The sequence below is a fragment of the Brevibacillus fortis genome (assembly GCF_003013395.1).
Classification (GTDB): Bacteria; Bacillota; Bacilli; order Brevibacillales; family Brevibacillaceae; genus Brevibacillus; species Brevibacillus fortis.
Window position 1 is genome coordinate 178,593 of record NZ_PXZM01000023.1, and the last position, 15,716, is coordinate 194,308.

The 15,716-nt window shown below is 47.0% G+C and carries 17 protein-coding genes; all 17 read left to right on the plus strand.

Annotated elements, in window-relative coordinates; all coding sequences use genetic code 11:
* The first annotated feature begins 16 nt into the window (after nucleotides 1–16).
* The 17 genes from eutM (at nucleotide 17) to C7R93_RS15100 (ending at nucleotide 15,663) form a co-directional block, all read left to right on the plus strand.
* Nucleotides 17–304, plus strand: a complete 288-nt coding sequence (gene eutM / locus C7R93_RS15025; protein WP_007720104.1) for an ethanolamine utilization microcompartment protein EutM — start codon at nucleotides 17–19, stop codon at nucleotides 302–304.
* A 9-nt stretch (nucleotides 305–313) separates the two neighbouring features.
* On the plus strand, nucleotides 314–1,090 hold the full coding sequence (gene pduL, locus C7R93_RS15030; RefSeq protein ID WP_106839575.1) for a phosphate propanoyltransferase: 777 nt from the start codon (nucleotides 314–316) through the stop codon (nucleotides 1,088–1,090).
* Between the two features lie 15 nt (nucleotides 1,091–1,105).
* Nucleotides 1,106–1,930 carry a hypothetical protein gene (locus tag C7R93_RS15035; protein ID WP_106839576.1) on the plus strand — a complete coding sequence of 275 codons (825 nt, stop codon included), beginning with the start codon at nucleotides 1,106–1,108 and terminating at the stop codon, nucleotides 1,928–1,930.
* Between the two features lie 4 nt (nucleotides 1,931–1,934).
* Nucleotides 1,935–2,222 carry a EutN/CcmL family microcompartment protein gene (locus tag C7R93_RS15040; RefSeq protein WP_007720099.1) on the plus strand — a complete coding sequence of 96 codons (288 nt, stop codon included), beginning with the start codon at nucleotides 1,935–1,937 and terminating at the stop codon, nucleotides 2,220–2,222.
* Nucleotides 2,223–2,224: 2 nt separating this feature from the next.
* A complete protein-coding gene (eutS, locus tag C7R93_RS15045; protein ID WP_007720097.1) occupies nucleotides 2,225–2,566 on the plus strand; it encodes an ethanolamine utilization microcompartment protein EutS in 342 nt (113 codons plus the stop codon).
* Nucleotides 2,563–3,006 (plus strand): EutP/PduV family microcompartment system protein, encoded by a 444-nt coding sequence (locus C7R93_RS15050; protein ID WP_106839577.1) that lies wholly within the window; start codon nucleotides 2,563–2,565, stop codon nucleotides 3,004–3,006. Before eutS ends, C7R93_RS15050 begins: the two co-directional genes overlap by 4 nt.
* A gap of 93 nt (nucleotides 3,007–3,099) precedes the next feature.
* On the plus strand, nucleotides 3,100–4,560 hold the full coding sequence (locus C7R93_RS15055) for a sensor histidine kinase (RefSeq protein ID WP_106839578.1): 1,461 nt from the start codon (nucleotides 3,100–3,102) through the stop codon (nucleotides 4,558–4,560).
* Complete coding sequence (locus C7R93_RS15060) at nucleotides 4,526–5,122, plus strand: ANTAR domain-containing response regulator (protein WP_425266735.1); 597 nt, start codon at nucleotides 4,526–4,528, stop codon at nucleotides 5,120–5,122. The genes C7R93_RS15055 and C7R93_RS15060 overlap by 35 nt, the downstream gene beginning before the upstream one ends.
* A 142-nt stretch (nucleotides 5,123–5,264) precedes the next feature.
* Nucleotides 5,265–6,725, plus strand: a complete 1,461-nt coding sequence (locus C7R93_RS15065; RefSeq protein ID WP_106839746.1) for an ethanolamine ammonia-lyase reactivating factor EutA — start codon at nucleotides 5,265–5,267, stop codon at nucleotides 6,723–6,725.
* A gap of 20 nt (nucleotides 6,726–6,745) precedes the next feature.
* Entirely contained in the window at nucleotides 6,746–8,107 is a 1,362-nt protein-coding gene (locus C7R93_RS15070; RefSeq protein WP_106839580.1) for an ethanolamine ammonia-lyase subunit EutB, read from the plus strand.
* A gap of 20 nt (nucleotides 8,108–8,127) precedes the next feature.
* Nucleotides 8,128–9,069, plus strand: a complete 942-nt coding sequence (eutC, locus tag C7R93_RS15075) for an ethanolamine ammonia-lyase subunit EutC (RefSeq protein ID WP_106839581.1) — start codon at nucleotides 8,128–8,130, stop codon at nucleotides 9,067–9,069.
* 20 nt (nucleotides 9,070–9,089) lie between these two features.
* Entirely contained in the window at nucleotides 9,090–10,031 is a 942-nt protein-coding gene (gene mdh, locus C7R93_RS15080; protein ID WP_106839582.1) for a malate dehydrogenase, read from the plus strand.
* 478 nt (nucleotides 10,032–10,509) lie between these two features.
* Nucleotides 10,510–11,883, plus strand: a complete 1,374-nt coding sequence (locus tag C7R93_RS15085; protein ID WP_106839583.1) for a helix-turn-helix domain-containing protein — start codon at nucleotides 10,510–10,512, stop codon at nucleotides 11,881–11,883.
* Nucleotides 11,884–12,039: 156 nt separating this feature from the next.
* A complete protein-coding gene (locus C7R93_RS30930) occupies nucleotides 12,040–12,165 on the plus strand; it encodes a hypothetical protein (RefSeq protein ID WP_279629448.1) in 126 nt (41 codons plus the stop codon).
* A 272-nt stretch (nucleotides 12,166–12,437) separates the two neighbouring features.
* Nucleotides 12,438–12,614: an aspartyl-phosphate phosphatase Spo0E family protein gene (locus tag C7R93_RS30655; protein ID WP_244191550.1), complete on the plus strand. Its 177-nt coding sequence runs from the start codon at nucleotides 12,438–12,440 to the stop codon at nucleotides 12,612–12,614.
* A 192-nt stretch (nucleotides 12,615–12,806) separates the two neighbouring features.
* Entirely contained in the window at nucleotides 12,807–14,138 is a 1,332-nt protein-coding gene (locus tag C7R93_RS15095; protein WP_106839585.1) for a helix-turn-helix domain-containing protein, read from the plus strand.
* 172 nt (nucleotides 14,139–14,310) lie between these two features.
* A complete protein-coding gene (locus C7R93_RS15100) occupies nucleotides 14,311–15,663 on the plus strand; it encodes a helix-turn-helix domain-containing protein (protein WP_106839586.1) in 1,353 nt (450 codons plus the stop codon).
* The last annotated feature ends 53 nt before the right edge of the window (nucleotides 15,664–15,716 follow it).

Genomic DNA, 15,716 nt, shown 5'->3' on the forward strand with positions numbered 1-15,716 from the left:
TAAGGAGGAAATGAAAATGGCTGGAGAAATGTCCGCATTGGGAATGGTAGAAACAAAAGGTTTGGTAGGAGCAGTTGAAGCTGCTGACGCAATGGTAAAAGCAGCGAACGTAAAACTGATCGGTAAAGTACACGTAGGTGGCGGTCTCGTGACTGTTATGGTACGTGGTGACGTAGGTGCAGTAAAAGCTTCCACAGACGCAGGTGCCGCTGCTGCTGAAAAAGTAGGAGAGCTCGTATCTATTCACGTAATTCCACGCCCTCATGGAGACATTGAACTGATCCTGCCTAAACTCGAAGGATAATAAATCCCTATGGCAGTGATTACAGAAGCATCCTTGAGAGCGATGCATAAGTCAGGTATTCCAAACCCCTTTCTCGTTGAGAAAGGGGATAAAATAACACCAGCAGCGGCAGATTTCTTGAAAGGAAGAGGGATTCAAGTGAAACAAGTTGATCAGAACCAGCAGCCTTCCACCAATCAAGCTGCCGAGGCAGTGCGAGAAATTCCTTTGGGCGTATCTAACCGTCACATTCATTTGTCGCAAGCAGATGTCGAGAAGCTTTTCGGAGCCGGACATCAATTGACGCCAATGCGTGATTTGTCGCAACCGGGACAGTTTGCTTGCCAAGAAACAGTCACCATCGTGGGACCAAAAGGCAGCATTCACGGGGTTCGTGTTTTGGGACCAGCTCGTGGCGCGACACAAGTGGAAATTTCCAGAACAGACGGCTTTGCAGTAGGTGTTCATGCCCCTGTGCGTATGTCTGGAGATATTGAAGGAACACCAGGTATGGTACTTGTAACGGCAAAAGGGACAGTTGTAATGGACAAAGGCGTAATCGTAGCGAAGAGCCACGTTCATATGTCTCCGGCAGATGCCGAGCAATATCAAGTGAAGGATGGCGATTCGCTGATTCTGGCGACGCAAAGCGATCGTCCTATCATCTATCCAGATGTAATCGTTCGTGTACATCCACAATTCGCACTTGATTTCCACGTTGATACGGATGAAGGCAATGCCGCTAATTTGAAAACGGGCGACCGGGTAAAAGTGATCGGCAAGAACGGGCAATTTTACTCCGGCTAACGGAGGTTGAGCTTGATGGACATCAGAGAAATGGTGGCGTCGATTACAAAAGAAATTTTGCAATCGATGAATACAGAAAAGAAAAGCGATGCGCCTCGTGTCCTGTACGTTTTTTGCGACAGCCAGGCTCATGAGGCGTTTCAGGATCATTTTATCCAACTGAAAAACCACGGGATCTGCCATGACATTCTCTTCCTGGACGGAGAAACCTCCTCTTGGCTGGGAATGCACAAGATCGAATGTGGGGGAGCAGGCAAAATTCTCACAGCAGATGAGTACGCTCCTGCCCCGTTGGAAGTGCCGAAAGATTACGTCGGTATCGTGATTCCTGAAATCGATTTGGATAATGCAGCGAGAATTGCTTCTGGCCTAAAAGGAACGATTAAAGCGGAAATCGTCTTTTCCGCATTGGTGATGGGAAAATTCGTCATCGCAGGTTCCGATGTGCCAGGGATCAAGCGCGCAGACCGTCGTACCCTGCAAACATTGACACTGACACCTGCATATGAAAAGCTGTTCAACCGTCACGTTGAGAGCATGAAAGAGTTGGGTGTGGAGTTTGCGGAGCAACGCCGTTTGGCTGATCGTGTGGTTTCTAAGCTGAAGTCTCAACTGCAAAAAGTGGAGACTACTACCAAGACAGAACAACCGAAATTGACTCCTTTGGATGAGCAAGAAGCAGTCTTTTCCGGGAAGCTGTTGACAGCAGACTGGATCAGATCTCAGCCTGAGCTTCGCGATACGACTTTGATCGTGAAAAAAGGTGCAATTGTTTCTCCACTTGCTTATGACAGCATGAGAGAACGCGGCATTACGGTCAGCTATTTAGGAAAAGGGTGATCGCATGTTTTTGGGAAAAGTGATCGGCAGCGTCTGGGCCACGCAAAAAGAAGCAGGCATGGAAAATCTCAAGCTCATGGTGGTTCAGCCGATTGATTGGCGTGGCGAAGAAGGCGGACAAACCGTTATCGCAGCGGACAGGATCGGTGCGGGAATCGGGGAGCAGGTTATCGTCTCTCGTGGGACGCCTGCCCGAATCCTTTTCTCCGGCACCAGTGTGCCGATCGATGCGATTATCGTAGGCATTGTGGATTCGTTTGAGGTGCCGGGTGCCGCAGGAAGAGAGGAATAGGAATGGAACAGGAACGTTCACGAGTCATCCAGGAATTCGTACCAGGGAAACAGGTCACGTTGGCTCATGTAATCGCAAACCCTGACCCAATGCTCTATACCAAGCTAGGTATCAATGAGGCCGGTGCGATCGGCATTTTGACTTTGACGCCTACCGAAACAGCCATTATTGCCGCGGATATTGCGACAAAGGCTGCTGGCGTCGAGCTTGGGTTTCTCGATCGTTTTACAGGTTCACTGATTGTCGTAGGAGATGTATCTGCTGTTGAGATGGCAGTAGAAGCCGTCAATCAGGTGTTGAGCGAAAAACTGCGGTTTACTCCGGCGTTGGTGACGAAATCATGACCGGCCGAGTAATGATTATCGGTGCAATCGAAGCAGGCAAGTCTTCTCTGGTGCGGGCGCTGTTCAATGACGAACAGCCTGCCAGGAAGACACAAGCGCTCGAATATCGGGACTGGGCGATTGACACTCCGGGTGAGTACAGCGAAAACCCGATGTTTTACCGCACGCTTATGGCTACCTCTCTTGAGGCGAAAATCATTTTGATGGTGCAGGATGCTACACGGGTGCGGAATTATTTCCCACCTGGCTTTTCACAAGGGTTTCCGCAATCATGCATAGGGGTCATTACCAAAATGGATCATCCTGATGCAAATGTGGAGAGAGCAGAACAATTCCTGCGTCAATCGCTCGGCAATGCGAGAATTTTCCGGACCTCCTCGCTCACGAGTGAGGGAGTGCCAGAATTGCGAGCGTATTTGCAAGAAATTGTCAACGAGTAAGCGTGATTAACCAGTATTAAACCCCTTTCCGCCGTAGCGTGTCTGTGAGAAAATGAGGTCATATCAACTCCTAGCAGGTGAAAAGAGGTTCACATGCAATCAATACGAGAAGTGTGCAAAGCGTCCACGACGTTGAGTGATGACGACATTCGGATTGTGGAGGAGCTGGCTTCCAAGCTTCAGATTTTTGCCGATCTGTCTCAAGCGGACATGTTTATCGATTGTCCGACAGTAGATCGGAGCGCTGCGATGGTAGTCGCACAAGCTGCACCGAGTACGGCACGCTCTATGTACAGTGGATCGGTCGTAGGGCATTTGGCGACGGCGATTAATGAGCCGGCCGTCATGTATTGCCTGACTACAGGCAAGCCCGTCATCGGTTCGCGTGGCGTTTCACAGGAGCAGGTCGTGATGCGACAAAGCGTCGTACCCATCACGAATGCGGCTGGAAAAACAATCGGGACCTTGATAACCGAACAAGATATATCCAAACAGGTGGAACAGGAAAAGAACGTCGAAATGCTCAAGGAAACGACTGAGCACCTAAGCGAGACGCTCATCCAGTTCGCAGTGCCTGATCTGCCCATTTCGTCACTTTTGCACGAGGGCATGATTTTGTTTGATCAGAGTGGGGTTATCACGTACGCCAATGGCCGTGCCCACAAGCTGCTCTCCTTGATCGGCTTTGAACTGCCAGAAAAAGGTGAGAGCATCGAACGTATTTTTTCCTGGAGAGTTACCCCGGAAAATTTTGTGCGCAACGGGGGTTATATTCAGGAGGAGCTGTCAAAAGGCAAGCATTTTATCATGATGAAAGCGGTTTCGTCCGTCCGCAAGCTAGACATCATCGGGGGATTCATTCTCCTGCGAGACATATCGGACATTCGGGAAAAAGAAAAGCAATTGATGATCAAATCGGCGGTAATCAAAGAGATTCACCACCGGGTCAAAAACAATTTGCAAACCATCTCTAGCCTGCTGCGCCTGCAAATGCGGCGATCGCAGTCCACCGAGATTGAGAAGGTATACCGGGAAAGCATCAATCGCATCAACAGCATCGCCATTATTCACGAATACTTGGCACAGGATGGTCTGGAGCAGATTGACTTCAAAGAGATTTTAACCAAAATATCGAAAATAATCGTCTCTTCGATGAGACGTTCTGAGCAAGCTATACACGTCGTGGTGACGGGCGAATCGGTGTATCTGCCGTCCAACAAAGCAACATCGTTTGCCTTGATTGTCACCGAGCTGATTCAAAATTGCATGATCCACGGGTTTCATGAGCAGCAAGAAGGGAAAATCTCCATCGCACTTGTCGCCAAGGAAGACTTCGTCAGTTTGTCCGTGACAGACGACGGGGTAGGCATCGAGGACATGGAGCAAATCCACAAAAAGGGCCATCTCGGCCTGAAAATTGTCGATACGCTGGTCAGGGAAGACCTCGAAGGCACGATGCATTTCCGCAATACTGGGAACGGAACAGAGGTTACCATACTCTATCCGATCCAAAAGGAGGATGAAGATGACACAGCCGAAGATTATGGTGGTTGATGACGAGCCGATTATTCGCATGGATTTGCGCGAGATGCTCGAAAATGAAGGGTATCTAGTGGTTGCCGAGGCGAAAAACGGAGAAGAGGCAGTCGAACAGGCCCATCGTCACAAGCCCGATTTGATCATCATGGATGTGAAAATGCCTGTCTTGAATGGAATCAAGGCAAGCAGTATCATTCGTTCCTTTTCAGACAGTTCCATTCTTCTCTTGACGGCTTATAGCCAAAAGGAACTCGTCCAGGATGCCAGAAAAGCGGGGGTGACGGCTTACTTGGTGAAGCCGGTGTCGGAGGATGACTTGATTCCCGCAGTAGAAATCGCCCTTAGTCAAAAGGAAAAAGTCGTTTCACTGAAGAAGGATATAAACGATCTGAAGCAAAAGATCGAGGATCGCAAGGCAGTGGAAAAGGCAAAAGGAAAGCTGATGAGTGCCCTATCCATGGAAGAGGATGCGGCTTACAAATGGATGCAGCAAGTAAGCATGCAACGGCGCATGCCACTTGTGAAGCTGGCAGAAGAGATTTTGTCGGGCGAGCAGGCCATTTTCGCACAAGGCTAGTAGTGACGTTATGATAAAAAGCAGTGACAAGTAGATACAAAGAGAGCAAAGGCGCTTGAATCAGACCGGAAGCAAGGATCCGGCTATTCAAGCGTTTTTTCGTAAGGCCCGTCTGGCACGCCAATGGTTCAAGGAGGTTCATATGGATGAACAATGGATCCAAAGCGTCGGGATCGATGTGGGAACAAGCACAACCAAAATGATCGTAAGCCGATTGCGATTGGGTCGCATGTCCAGCACGTTTTCGCTGCCGCGTTATCAGATCGTGGAGCGGCAATTGCTGTATGCGAGTGAAGTACATTCCACACCGCTCATCGGATTTGATGAAATCGACGCTGACGGAATCAGAGCGATTCTTGCAGCCGAGTACGACAAGGCACAAATCAGCTTGTCCCAAATCAAGTCCGGGGCGGTCATCATTACTGGAGAAACAGCAAGCAAAAAGAACGCACAGCATATCGTTCATCTGCTGGCTGAACGCTCTGGGGATTTCGTGGTAGCGACAGCAGGTGCTGACCTCGAAGGCGTGCTGGCGGGCAAGGGCGCTGGCGCAGAAAAACGCTCGCAAGCCATACAAGGTGTGATCGTCAACGTCGATATTGGCGGAGGAACAGCGAATGCAGCCTACTTCCAACGTGGCCGAGCAATTGCGACAGTTACTTTCCACGTCGGAGGAAGACTAATCCGTCTCAGTCCGCAAGGTGTTGTTCAATACGTGTCGCCGAACATTCAGCAATGGTTGTCGGCAAAAGGACTGCGTATTCAAGTCGGACAGGAAATCGGATTCGCGCAGCTCACAGAGGTTGCCGAACAGTTGGGACGCAGCATGCTCGATTATTTGACAGGAAAAGAACGCGAAGTATCTGGCTTGCTCGTCCTGGGACCGCATTTGCGTAATGCTATCCCTGTTGACGAACTGACTGTATCTGGCGGTGTGGGTCTGCTCATGAGTGGACCTCCCGTAAGAAATATTTCGGATGCGAGCCGATATGGCGATTTTGGTCCACTGCTCGGATATGTACTCCAGCAGGAGCGCGAAAAAGGGACGTATCCGGTACAGTGGCTAGACCCGGATCAAACGGTACGGGCAACGGTAATTGGCGCAGGGATGCAGAGTACGGAGATTAGTGGTTCAACCGTGCATATCAAACCGGAGCTGTTGCCGATCAAAAATATTCCGATCCTCAAGCTGGAGCTTACCGAGGAACAATTGGCAGATGCGACACGACTGCGACAGGAAGTGGCTTCGATCTACCAACTGGGTGAGCGTCTGTTTGAAAAAACGACAGGGATTCCTTTCGCACTCGCGATCTCCGGCATCGGGTACTGCTCGTACGCTCTGCTACAGACGCTGTCTCAGGAGCTGTCGGAGCAATACCGGGCAAGTTTCCCCGAGAGTCAAACCATGGTCGTGATCTGTGAAACAGATATGGCCAAAGCGCTCGGGCAGGCCTTGGCGCTGCGTTGCAAAGGGGCACCGGAAATCATTTGCATCGATCAGGTGCGTGTGGAATACGGCGATTACATCGATCTCGGTGAGCCGATCTCGGGAACAATCATTCCCGTCGTCGTCAAAACACTCGCGTTTGATGAGAGGCCGTAACGTAAGAAGGGGTGGACGTGATGAACACGAAAACGACTGTGCTTGGACATACCTATCAATTTCGCGATTTGAAAGAAGTTTTCGCGAAGGCTAATGAAGATAAATCAGGCGACCAGCTGGCTGGTCTCGCCGCTGCTGATTCCCGGGAACGTGTAGCTGCCAAGCAGGTTTTGGCTGACCTGACGTTGGCGGATATCCGCAACAATCCGATGGTTCCGGCAGAAGAAGACGAAGTATCGCGTGTGATCGAAGAAGGCATCAACGAAAAGATTTACAACGAAATCAAAAACTGGAGTGTAGCTGAGCTGCGCGAGTACATTTTGAGCCATCAAGCTGGCGATAATGAACTCAAGCGCATCAGCCGCGGCTTGTCCAGTGAGATGATCGCAGCGACAGCCAAGCTCATGAGCAATCTGGACTTGATTACGGCTGCGTCCAAGATTAAAGTTGTGACGCATGCCAACACGGCAATCGGTCAGAGAGGCGTATTGGCTTCTCGTGTACAGCCTAACCATCCATCTGACAACGTACAAGGCATCAAAGCGTCTCTGTACGAAGGTCTGAGCTACGGAATCGGCGATGCGGTTATCGGAATTAACCCGGTTATCGATACAGCGGATAGCGTGAAGGATATTTTGAACATGACCAAAGACGTGATGACCAAGTTTGATATCCCGACGCAAAACTGCGTATTGGCTCACGTATCCACGCAAATGCGTGCCATCCGTAATGGGGCACCAGCGGACTTGATCTTCCAGAGTTTGGCGGGTAGTGAAAAAGGAAACAAGGCATTTGGTATTGATGTAGCACTGCTGGATGAAGCAGATGAACTGATGCGCAAAGAGGGTACTTCCTATGGACCGAACTTCTGGTACTTCGAGACAGGCCAAGGCTCTGAGCTGTCTTCCGAGGCGCATCACGGCATGGACCAGGTAACGATGGAAGCGCGCTGCTACGGACTTGCTCGCAAGTACAATCCGTTTATCGTAAACACGGTAGTTGGCTTCATTGGACCTGAGTACTTGTACGACAGCCGTCAAGTGATCCGCGCGGGCCTGGAAGACCATTACATGGGCAAAATGCACGGCTTGCCGATGGGCTGTGACGTATGCTACACGAACCACATGAAGGTCGATCAAAACGACATGGACAATCTCGGCATTTTGCTCTCGTCGGCAGGCGTTAACTTTGTTATCGGCGTAGCCATGGCAGACGATGTCATGCTCAACTATCAATCGACGAGCTTCCATGATATTGCGGCATTCCGTGAAGTGATGGGACTGCGACCTGCTCCTGATTTTGAAAAATGGCTGGAGAAAATGGGTATCATGGAAAACGGTAGGCTGACTGCAAAAGCAGGCGATCCGACAATCTTCATGTAAGATCAGGAGGTGAAAGACGGATGGAACAACAATTAGATTTCTTGGTAGATAAAGTAGTAGCAGAACTGCAAAAGAAGCTGGGTGAGGCTAGCGAACAAGCTCCGTCACCAAAAACAGAGACAGGCTTGATCCAACTGAGATCGGAGCCAAAGGCCGAGCCAGTCGTGAGTGCAACGACGGCGCAAGCGCAAGCTCCTGTGGTGAATGAGCAGCATGCTCCATCAGCAGAACCAGAGAGAACATCACATGTACCGAATCCGAAGTACAAGGAAGGCTTGGATGAACTGCTGTCCAGCACGCCAGCGCGCATCGGAGTTTGGCGTGCAGGTGTGAGACCTTTGACCAAAACGATGCTTGAACTGCGTCGTGACCATGCTGCTGCGGTGGATGCCGTATACGGTGAAGTCAGTCAAGCAGTGCTCGATCAGTTCTCCTTGTTCACAGTGGAAACACAGTATGACAACACCGAAAACTATCTAAAGCGTCCGGATATGGGGCGCGTCCTCACCGAGGAAGGCGTGCGCACGCTGCAAGAGCGCGGCCAAAAGAAGCCACAGGTACAAATCGTCGTTTCAGACGGCTTGAGTGCCGCTGCGGTGGATGCGAACCTGAAAGATGTGCTTCCATCCCTGATGGACTCTCTGAAAAGCTACGGATTGACTTGCGGCACACCGTTTTTTATCAAAGGCGGACGCGTAGCCAGCATGGATCACGTCGGCGAGATTTTGGAGCCAGAAGTATTGGTGCTCCTGATCGGAGAGCGTCCAGGATTGGTTACGGCGCATTCCATGAGTGCATACATGTGCTACCGTCCACGCAAAGGTATGGTAGAATCAGAGCGTACAGTGATCTCGAATATTCATCGTCAAGGTACATCTCCAGTTGAGGCGGGGGCCCACATTGGGACAATCCTCTCCAAAATGTTGGAGCAAAAAGCAAGTGGTGTAAAACTAGTCTTGTAACATGACGAGGAGGGTTCAGCATGACATTCCGCAGAAAAAAAGTAGCCGTTATTGGTAGTGGTTTTACTGGAGCGACAACTGCGTTCATCATGGCGCAAAAAGAGCTGGCTGACATCGTTTTGGTAGATATTCCGCAACTGGAAAATCCAACAAAAGGGAAAGCTCTGGACATGATGGAGGCTTCTCCTGTTCTCGGCTTCGATTCCAACATTACAGGTACTTCTGATTACAAAGACATCGAAGGCTCCGATATCGTAATCATCACAGCAGGTATTGCTCGTAAGCCAGGTATGTCCCGCGACGACTTGGTAGCAACGAATGCAGCCATCATGCGCTCGGTTGCTGAGCAAGTGAAAACATATGCACCAAACTCCATCGTACTTATCCTGTCCAACCCGGTAGATGCGATGACATATACATTCTACAAAACGTCCGGCTTCCCGAAACACCGCGTAATCGGTCAATCCGGCGTACTGGATACAGCTCGCTTCCGTACGTTCGTAGCGATGGAACTGAATGTATCCGTAAATGACGTAACAGGCTTCGTATTGGGCGGTCACGGTGACGACATGGTACCACTCTTGCGTTACTCCTATGCAGGTGGCATCCCACTCGAAAAGTTGATTCCACAAGATCGTCTGGATGCTATCGTCGAGCGTACACGCAAAGGCGGCGGCGAGATCGTAGCTCTCTTGGGTAACGGTTCCGCTTACTATGCACCTGCGGCAGCTCTGGTAGAAATGGCAGAAGCGATCTTGAAAGACAAGAAGCGCATCTTGCCTTCCATCGCTTTGCTCCAAGGCGAGTATGGCTACAACGATATCTACCTGGGTGTACCAACGCTCTTGGGTGGAAACGGTATCGAGCAAGTCATCGAGCTGGATCTGACTGCTGCTGAGAAAGCTGCATTGGATAAATCCGCAGATTCCGTTCGTGCTGTTATGAAAGTGGCTATGCCATAAGCACGGGTTTAAAATGAAAGCTTCGCCAGATGTTTTGGCGGAGCTTTTTTTACAATGTGGATAGAGTAGCTGTAGTGGTGGGGAAGAAGCGGATTTCCAGTCTACGCTTCGGCCTACGCCCTGCTGAGGGCGGGTACTGTTCGCTCCGAAATAAATAGCGGGAGCGCTTCAAAAGTAGAGTTTCGAGGATGTATTTGCAGAGGTTGAAGCTGAAAACCCCCGCTATTTATTTCGGAGCTGGGTAGGGCTCCAGAGGCGCTAGGACTGGAAATCCGCTTCTTCCTACGCGGCTGTATTCGCATGAAAGCTGATTCAAGAGGGAGTAAATGTCACGGAGTGCAAACACCTGTAAGACATTGGAGGAATTGTGCGAAAAGTGACGAACTAGTTTAAAAAATATGAAGAAATGTAAAGCCGAATCTTCCAAAAAAATATATTTTATTGTAAAATAAAGGAAAAATTTAGGGGATGATTCTTTATGGGGGGGCTGCAAGGGACATTGCACTGGTCGCTGCGGTCAGAGATTGAAAGACACCGTAGAGAGTGCGGCTATACCTTGAGTAAATTAGGTGAATTAACGGGCATCAACCATGGGAGCTTGAGCGAGATTCTGAACGGAAATCCACCGCGGGCTATGACCATTGGTCAATTAGATGCGCTAGCTGCGGTGTTTGGTCGCGAGCCGGGTTGGTTGTACGAATTGTATACGGAAGAATGTATATCAGAGGGGAGAATATCGCGCCCTCGGTTGATACCTTATTTGATTCGATGTGCAGAGTTTGGGCGGCAGGATTGCATAGATGAGGTTGTTCCTAAATTGTTGGACAACCCTAGAAATATTTCGACTCTCTTTTTAGTGGCGGAACAACTATTTGAAAGCGGGAAACAAAAAGAGTCCGTACCTTTTTATCAGGCTGTCGTTGATAGCGAGAAGGATGGACATTCTGACCAATTCGTCAGGAGTCAGTATCGATTATTTCGAGCTGCACTCGGGACCAATTCTGAAGAAAATGGGGAGGCAGTTATTCGGTTTTCCCCCTATCGGAATAGGCTTCCTGAAAACTACCAGTTGGACGCCTTATTTCAATTAACGCGGGTTTGTTTCGCTTTACAGAAATGGAAGAAATCAGAACAGTATGCTGATGAATTACGGTTTCTTGCGGAAACGATTTACATACATGAGTTGGACAGGGTGAAAAGAAACAAAACAAGAGAACCCTTGGAAACAGAACGTCATTTGGTCTTTTATTATGCAATAGGCCACTTATTCAAAGGCGCAGCATTGGAAATGCAAGGGCTATATGAACAGGCGAAACCATATGTACTAGGTTACGCTGATTTAGGATGGTTTGAACTACTGGATGAAGTCGGGCACCAAGAGGTAGAAAAATTCCGGGTAGGGGCAAAGGCTAACTTATACACATTAGAGGTACTATCTGGTAATACAAGCATCATTGAGGAGTATGCTGACTATCTTGAAAGTCTTCCTACGAATGAAGTACTTGCTGGTTTAATTTCTATTATGAAATCAGCTAATACGTACCAATTTTGTGTGGATGAGATATTAGAACGCTTTTCTTCGCATATTGCCAGTTTCGGTCAATTTAAAGAAGCTATTGGATTGGACAGACATCTCCAGTTTCGATATCAGACAGCCATTTATGAGTTTGATAAAGGACGGATAGAAAGAGGGATCGAAGAAACTTTACTTTGCCTTTCTCTAGCCGATTTGATGAATCGATATGAGGATACTCTTAAATGCGTAGTATTATTTGAAGAATATCGGCAGTATGCATCCACAACACAAGTGGAACAGTATCGAACAATTGTAACGGGTAAAAGAGCGATCTGATTATCAAAGTTAATAGGGGTACCTAGTATTACATTCACAAAGATGCACTTCAACAGTTATAGTTATGTTAGAGAATGGCGCTGATACCTAGGGCTCAGCAATAAAACCGGATTGTTCTTGTAAAATGTAATAAAGTAGAAAGAGGGGGATTAAAAAATGAAGGGATTTATTCTTGCATTTTTTATTACGTTTGGACTTCTCGCAGGTATACCGATTGATTTTGATTCAAGCCATTCCAACATGTATACAGCCAAGGCCAATCAGCATGGAACTGATGCTTAGGAATTTTACTGGGAATCAGGTTGTTAAATAGAGTGTTACCCCCCAAAAACATCCCATCGGAGGGATGTTTTTTTTCTATTCAATTTTTCTTAATCGGTGAATTTCTGCACATCCCTGTATAGTAATTATATGTAATAAATTGTAAAAGAGAGGGGGCGTTGGATATTACTGCTATCGCAAGTATTTTAGATATGGATGTTTCTTTGCACCCTGGCAACTCCCCAAAAAGAGGAGCAGCATCAGCCCCTAAAAGTAGGTGTACGATCCGGGGCATGGTAAAGGAAATCGGTTGCCACTTAGAGTTGGATAATAGAATCGAACAGCTACGATTGGAAATGATAGAATTGGCAGGGAAGTACGGTCTCTCACATGATAAGGTTTTGGCTGTAAGCGAACAATTGGATAAATATATTGTCATTGCTCAAAACAGATTGAAAACGGAAAAGTAAGTCCTTTTCACACCTCAAGGCCCCCCAAATACTATCTCTGTATTTACCGACTCAAGATACATCTGAGTCAAAGTTCCGAACTGGATGATGAATTGATAGGAAGGTCATATAGTGCATTTTAAAAAACAACGAAAATTATAAAATTAAGAAATAATAGAAAGGAAGATCCTTTATAGGGGGCTGCAAGGGACAATGCATCGGTCGCTACGGTCAGAAATTGAAAAATGCCGGAGAAAGCACGGTTTTACATTAAGCAAATTGGGTGAATTAACGGGCATTAACCCCGGGAGTTTGAGCGAGATTCTCAATGGTAATCCGCCGCGTGCTATCACCATTGGTCAGTTAGACGCGCTAGCCAAGGTGTTTGGTCACGATCCGGGTTGGTTGTATGAATTATACCCGGAAGAATGTATATCAGAGGGGAGAATATCGCGCCCCCGATTAATACCATACTTGATTCGATGCGTTGAGGTTGGGAGAAAGGATTGCATAGAAGCTATTGTCCCCCAAATGATGGAGAATCCGAAAAACATCTCAATTTTGTTTGCCCTTGCAGAGCAGCTATATGAGAAAGGGCAACTGCAAGAGTCGGTGCCCTTTTATGAATATGTGATAGAGAATGAAAAGGATAGCTATTCTGACCACTTTGTGATGAGTCAGTATCGGTTATTTCGTGTTGTACTTGGGACAAATGCAGAAGAAAATTGGGAGAATGTAATTCGGTTTTCTCCGTATCGAAATAGGCTTCCAGAGAACTACCAACTCGATGCTTTATTCCAATTAGCACGGGTTTGTTTTGCTTTGCAAAAGTGGAATAAGTCCGGGGAGTACGGTGACGAATTACGGCTTCTCGCAGAAACTGTTTACATACATGAATTGGACAGGCTGAAAAGAAACAAAAAGGGAGAATCCCTGAAAACAGAGCGACATCTTGTCTATTATTACGGAATGGGACATTTATATAAAGGCGCTGCACTGGAAATGCAAGGACTTTATGAAGAGGCGAAGCAGCATGTACAAGGTTACGCTGATTTAGGATGGTTTGAATTACTTGATGAAGTCGGACGTAAAGATGTAGAAAGATTCAAGGTATGGGCAAAGGCGAACTCCTACACATTGGAGGTATTGTCTGGAAATAAAAGCATCATTGAAGAGTATGCAGACTATCTCGAAAGTCTGCCCACCATTGAAATACTTGCTGGTATGATTTCTATTATGAAATCCGCAAATACTTACCATTTTTGTGTAGATGAGATATTGGATCGCTTTTCTTCGCAAATTGCTAGTTTCGATCAATTTACAGAAGCAATAGGATTAGATCGACATCTCCAGTTTCGGTATCAGACAGCCATTTATGAGTTTGGTAAAGGGCGGATCGAGAGAGGGATTGAAGAAAGTATATATTACCTTTCCTTAGCAGATTTGATGAATCGACATGACGAGGCTCTTACATACATAGCACTGTTTGGATGGTTAGGGAATTTGAATAAGCGAATAGCTAACCAAAACGAGTTAGGTGACTAGTATCTAGTCAAAGTTTCTTGTAAATATATTGTAGAAGGTTTTAGCTGTAAGCCAACAATTCTGAGTCAAAGTTCCGAGCTGGATGAAGAATTGATAGGAAGGAAAAGTAGTGAATTTTAATAAAATGATCAAAACTGTAAAATAGAGGAAATAGACGAAAGTATAATCCTTTATGGGGGGGCTGCAAGAGGCAATGCATCGGTCGCTGCGGTCAGAAATTGAAAAATGTCGGAGAAAGCATGGTTATACATTTAGCAAGCTGGGTGAATTAACGGGCATTAACCCCGGAAGCTTGAGTGAGATTCTTAATGGAAATCCGCCACGTGCCATTACTATTGGTCAATTAGACGTACTAGCTAAGGTATTTGGTCACGATCCGGGTTGGTTATACGAACTGTATACAGAAGAATGTTTATCAGAGCAGAGAATATCGCGGCCCCGATTAATACCGTACTTGATTCGATGCGTAGAGGTAGGGCGAAAGGATTGCATAGAGGCTGCTGTTCCCCTTATGCTGGAGAATCCGAAAAACATCTCGATTCTGTTTGCCCTTGCAGAGCAACTATATGAGAAAGGGCAACTGAAAGAGTCGGTGCCCTTTTATGAATATGTGATTGAGAATGAAAAAGATAGCTATTCGAACCACTTCGTGATGAGTCAGTATCGGTTATTTCGTGTTGTACTTGGGACAAATGCAGAAGAAAATTGGGAGAATGTAATTCGGTTTTCTCCGTATCGAAATCGGCTTCCAGAGAACTACCAACTCGATGCTTTATTCCAATTAGCACGGGTTTGTTATGCTTTGCAAAAGTGGAACAAATCAGGGGAGTACGGTGACGAGTTACGGCTTTTGGCAGAAACTGTTTGCATACATGAATGGGAGAGGTTGAAAAGAAACAAAAAAGGGGAACCCCTGAAAACAGAGCGCCATCTTGTCTATTATTACGGAATGGGACATTTATATAAAGGCGCAGCACTGGAAATGCAAGGACTGTATGAAGAGGCGAAGCAGTATGTGCAAGTTTACGCTGATTTAGGATGGTTTGAATTACTTGATGAAAACGGACGTAAAGATGTAGAAAGATTCAAAGTATGGGCAAGGGCGAACTCCTACACATTGGAGGTATTGTCTGGCAATACAAGCATCATTGAAGAGTATGCAGATTATCTCGACATTCTCCCCACCATTGAAGTTCTTGCTGGTTTAAATGCCATTATGAAATCTGCTAACACCTACCATTTTTGCGTGGATGATATTTTAGAGCGCTTTGCCTCCCAAATTGCTAGTTTCGATCAATTTACAGAAGCAATTGGATTGGATCGACATCTTCGGTTTCGATATCAGATGGCTATTTATGAGTTCGGTAAGGGAAGGATAGAGAGAGGAATTGAAGAAACGATATATTGCCTTTCTCTAGCGGATTTGATGAATCGACACGACGAAACCCTTACATACATAGCACTGTTTGGATGGTTAGGGAATATGAATAACCGAATAGGTAACCAAAACGAGTTAGGTGGCTAGTATCCTGTTAGTTCATTGAAAATATCGTAGATTGATGAAACATCCTCTGCTAG